The following is a 3757-nucleotide window of genomic DNA, read 5'->3' as shown; positions in this document are numbered from 1 at the left end:
CTGGCCTCCTCCAGGAAACACGCCCCGCAAAATCGTTCCGATCGCAAGAGAGTGTTTTTACGAAAACACCACTTTGGAAAGCCGCGCTCAAACTAGAGACTGATCCACTGGTTAAACCCGCCACACGGCATTGATTGCGCCAAGCCACAAACCCTAGCGCATACCCGCGAGCCCGCAGGATTTCCCCAACCGATTGTTTCGACTTGATTATTAGGCCCTGACGGAGCCCAAGTGGGTTCACCAACCCGAAAGGCGCTCCCATGCTTGATGAACGAAAAACCCCGATTTCGGGGCCCAATCCCCTATGCCCTGAACGCATGTCGGCCGATGCACGCTTCGCCGAGATCGGGCGCATCCTGGCCGCAGGCGTCGTTCGGCTGAACGCCAGGAAGTCCAGCGGTTTATCTGCCGCGAACGGAGACGGTTTCGTGGACTTCTCGCCCCGAAAGAGCGGTGGTCGTTGTGCAAAACGTATCAGCATCGGAGGAAGTCATGAAGAATCACAATAAGATAACTGCAAAACGTCCCGGAGAAGATCCGAACTTGGATCAGACGGTGCTGTCCCGCCTGGCCGCCCTGAAGGCGATGTCGGTCAAGGAACTGAAAACCGAATGGGAAAAGCTCATCGGCACCTCGGCGCCGAACAACAGCCGGGCATTTCTTGAGCTGCGGATCGCCTATCGGCTCCAGGAATTGACCTACGGCGGACCTGACCGAGAAACGCGTCGCATGCTGGACTTTCTGGCCGACGAGGTCGAAGGCCACGCCCGGCGCAAGCATCAGATCGCTGATCCCCGCAATCCCGTGACGGGCACAAAGCTGCTGCGCGAATGGGATGGCCAGGAACACACCGTGACCGTGCTGAAGGACGGCTTCGACTGGCAAGGCCGCAAGTTCAAATCGCTTTCCGCTGTCGCTCGCGAAATCACCGGCACACGTTGGAACGGGTACCGCTTCTTTGGTCTGCGCGAGCGCAAGCGGGAGGAAGCATGATGGAGATGAATGCCCGCCCCAATCGCCGCCTGCGCTGCGCCATATACACTCGCAAGTCGAGCGAGGAAGGGCTCGACATGGAGTTCAACAGCCTCGACGCCCAGCGGGAGGCCAGCGAGGCTTACATCGCCAGCCAGAAATCCGAGGGCTGGGTCGCCACGCGCGAACGCTATGACGATGGCGGGTTCTCGGGGGGTAATCTGGACCGCCCCGGCCTGAAGCAGCTGCTGGCCGACATCGACGACGGGCTGATCGACGTGGTGGTCGTTTACAAGATCGACCGCCTGTCGCGCTCGCTGATGGATTTCTCCAAACTTGTCGAGGTCTTCGACCGCAACGGCGTGACCTTCGTTTCGGTAACGCAGTCCTTCAACACGACCACATCCATGGGGCGATTGACGCTGAACATCCTCTTGTCCTTCGCCCAGTTCGAGCGCGAGGTCATCGGCGAACGCATTCGCGATAAGGTGGCAGCCTCGCGCAAGCGCGGCATCTGGATGGGCGGCTATGTGCCCCTCGGATACGATGTGCAGGATCGAAAGCTGGTGGTGAATGAGGCCGAGGCAGCCGCAGTGCGGGGGATTTTCCAGCGGTTTATCGAGCTGGGGTCCGCGACCGTGCTAGCGCGGGAATTGCGCAGGGAGGGCTTCCGTAACAAGCTGGGCACGCTGATTGACAAAGGCTATCTCTACCGGCTGCTCAAGAACCGCGTTTATCGTGGAGAGGCTGTTCACAAGGGCACGGCGTATCCCGGCGAGCATGACGCCATCATCGATGCCGACCTCTGGGATCGCGTACATGCCATCCTGCAGGAAAGTCCCCGCAAGCGGGCCAACAACAGCCGCGCGCAAACTCCTGCTCTCTTGAAGGGGCTGATCTTCAGCGAGAACGGTGCCGCCATGACGCCGACCAGCACGAAGAAGGGAGCGAAGCTCTACCGCTACTATGTGTCTATGGACGTGATCAGGAACCGCGAGACCGGCGATGAGACCGCACCGATGCGGCTCGCCGCCGGAATGGTCGAGGACGCGGTCGTGACCGAAGTTCGGCGCATCCTGCAAACGCCGGAGGTGGTCACGCAGGTGCTGGCCGCCCTGAAACGTGACAGAGGGGTGGCATCAGAGGCGGATGCAATCGCTGCGCTGCACGAGTTCAAGGCCCTCTGGTCGCAACTCTTCCCAGCGGAACAGGCCCGGATCATTCAGTTGCTGGTGCGGCGGGTCACAGTCACCGCCGCCGGGCTCGAGGTCGACATTCGCCGCGAGGGAATAGCGGGCGTCATCCGCGAGATGGTGGCGCCACGCAGGCTGGAGGCTGCGGAATGACCAAGCCCAACGACACGATCCGCGTGCTTATCCCCCTGACAGTTCGCAAGAAGAATGGGCGGCCGAAGATCCTACCGCCCGCCGACTACCGGCCCAGTGAGGATCAGGCGCAAGATCCTCATATCCTGCGCGCCATCGGCCGGGCATGGGGATGGCGGCGGCGCATGGATGCCGGTGAGTTCGCCACCATTCAAGAACTGGCCGAGGCGGTCGGGTTGGCCGAGCGCCATGTCAGTCGCCAGCTTCGACTGGCCTATCTGTCGCCCGAGTTGCTCAAACGCCTGACCTGCGGCCGCGAGGCATCGGTGGTCAGTCTGTACGACTTGTGTTTTCTGGCCGGGGAGACATGGCAGGAGCAGGCTGAGCGGGTTTTTAGGGCATGAATTTTGGGGCCGTGAAGCACTGGTTTCCTGACCTTATGTAGATTTATGATGTAAAGTGATCGGACAGTGCTTTCTTCGCGCAATCAATTTTTGGATCAGCATCCTATCCGGCTATTGGATTTGCGGTTTTGCGCGGCCGGATATCTTCAAGCGCTGCATAGAACGCAGGCAGCACCAGCAAGATCAGAACTGTCGCCGCCAGAAGGCCAAAGACGACCGAGATCACGAGTGGCTTCAGCGTCTGGGCTTGTGTCGATGTTTCCAAAAGCAGAGGGGCCATTCCCATGATGGTGGTCGAAACCGAGACGAAAATCGGTCGGAAGCGCGACCTGACGGCCTCTCCTGCGGCCAGAGCGGCAGAGAGCCCGTCTGCGCGGCGTTCATTGATGACACCGACCAACAGAATCGCGTTATTCACGACAATGCCGGCAAGTGACGCTGCTCCAACCAGTGACGGCATGGAAATGTTGTAACCCATCAGGACATGGCCCCAGATCACACCAAGAAACGCAAGCGGGATCGTGAGCATCACGATGAACGGCTCAACATAGCTCCGGAACTGGAAGCTGAGAACGATGTAGATACCTACCAGCCCGATCAAGAACCCGCGCAGGATCGAGGCGACGGTCTCGGCTGAATTTGCCGCTTGTCCTCCTACTTCGAAGTCGAGGCCAGGGGTTGTTGCCACCAAATCTGGGAGAAAACCCTCGGCCAGTCGTGCAGTGATCGCGTCAGCATTGCCGATACGACCGTCTACATCAGCCGCTACAGTCAGCGTACGCTGGCCATTGCGGCGCGTGATGCTTCCCCAACCACGCGCCTCGTCGATGGTAACGATGCTCGACAACGGCACGGTCCCTCCATCGGGCAGGGCAATTTCGAAGGCATTTAGGTCGGCGCGAGCAGCGCGATCATTGTCGGGCAGCCGGACTTCCAGATCCCAAGCCAGATCGCCGCGCCGGATTTCCGTAAGCTGCGTGCCAAGAAAGGCGGCACGAAGTTGGCCCGCCACTTCCGTGGCGGTCAGGCCAAGCGCCTCTGCCCCCGGCGATAGGG

General features: G+C 60.3%; 5 protein-coding genes. 4 read left to right on the top strand and 1 reads right to left on the bottom strand.

Annotation, left to right across the window (positions count from 1 at the left end; genetic code table 11):
* Positions 1-260 precede the first annotated feature (260 nt).
* The 4 genes from E7681_RS18560 to E7681_RS18545 are packed head-to-tail and all read left to right on the top strand — an operon-like array spanning position 261 to position 2701.
* On the top strand, positions 261-509 hold the full coding sequence (locus E7681_RS18560) for a hypothetical protein (RefSeq protein ID WP_136340751.1): 249 nt from the start codon (positions 261-263) through the stop codon (positions 507-509).
* A gap of 46 nt (positions 510-555) precedes the next feature.
* On the top strand, positions 556-993 hold the full coding sequence (locus E7681_RS18555) for a DUF2924 domain-containing protein (protein WP_281277672.1): 438 nt from the start codon (positions 556-558) through the stop codon (positions 991-993).
* Positions 990-2318 carry a recombinase family protein gene (locus E7681_RS18550; protein ID WP_425471411.1) on the top strand — a complete coding sequence of 443 codons (1329 nt, stop codon included), beginning with the start codon at positions 990-992 and terminating at the stop codon, positions 2316-2318. The genes E7681_RS18555 and E7681_RS18550 overlap by 4 nt, the downstream gene beginning before the upstream one ends.
* Positions 2315-2701: a hypothetical protein gene (locus E7681_RS18545; protein ID WP_136340749.1), complete on the top strand. Its 387-nt coding sequence runs from the start codon at positions 2315-2317 to the stop codon at positions 2699-2701. The genes E7681_RS18550 and E7681_RS18545 overlap by 4 nt, the downstream gene beginning before the upstream one ends.
* A 103-nt stretch (positions 2702-2804) precedes the next feature.
* On the opposite strand, the gene E7681_RS18540 is transcribed toward E7681_RS18545, so the two are convergent.
* Positions 2805-3757: efflux RND transporter permease subunit (locus tag E7681_RS18540; RefSeq protein WP_136340748.1), on the bottom strand; the 953-nt coding region annotated here is incomplete at its 5' end.

It is taken from the genome of Thalassobius vesicularis, assembly GCF_004799325.1.
GTDB classification, from domain to species: domain Bacteria; phylum Pseudomonadota; class Alphaproteobacteria; order Rhodobacterales; family Rhodobacteraceae; genus Thalassobius; species Thalassobius vesicularis.
Note: the sequence above shows the minus strand (reverse complement) of the source record. Positions and strands in the feature narration are given on the sequence as shown.

Coding starts and splice junctions, on each gene's coding strand:
- E7681_RS18560 (WP_136340751.1), top strand. CDS start 261: ATGCTTGATGAACGAAAAACCCCGATTTCGGGGCCCAATCCCCTATGC.
- E7681_RS18550 (WP_425471411.1), top strand. CDS start 990: ATGATGGAGATGAATGCCCGCCCCAATCGCCGCCTGCGCTGCGCCATA.
- E7681_RS18545 (WP_136340749.1), top strand. CDS start 2,315: ATGACCAAGCCCAACGACACGATCCGCGTGCTTATCCCCCTGACAGTT.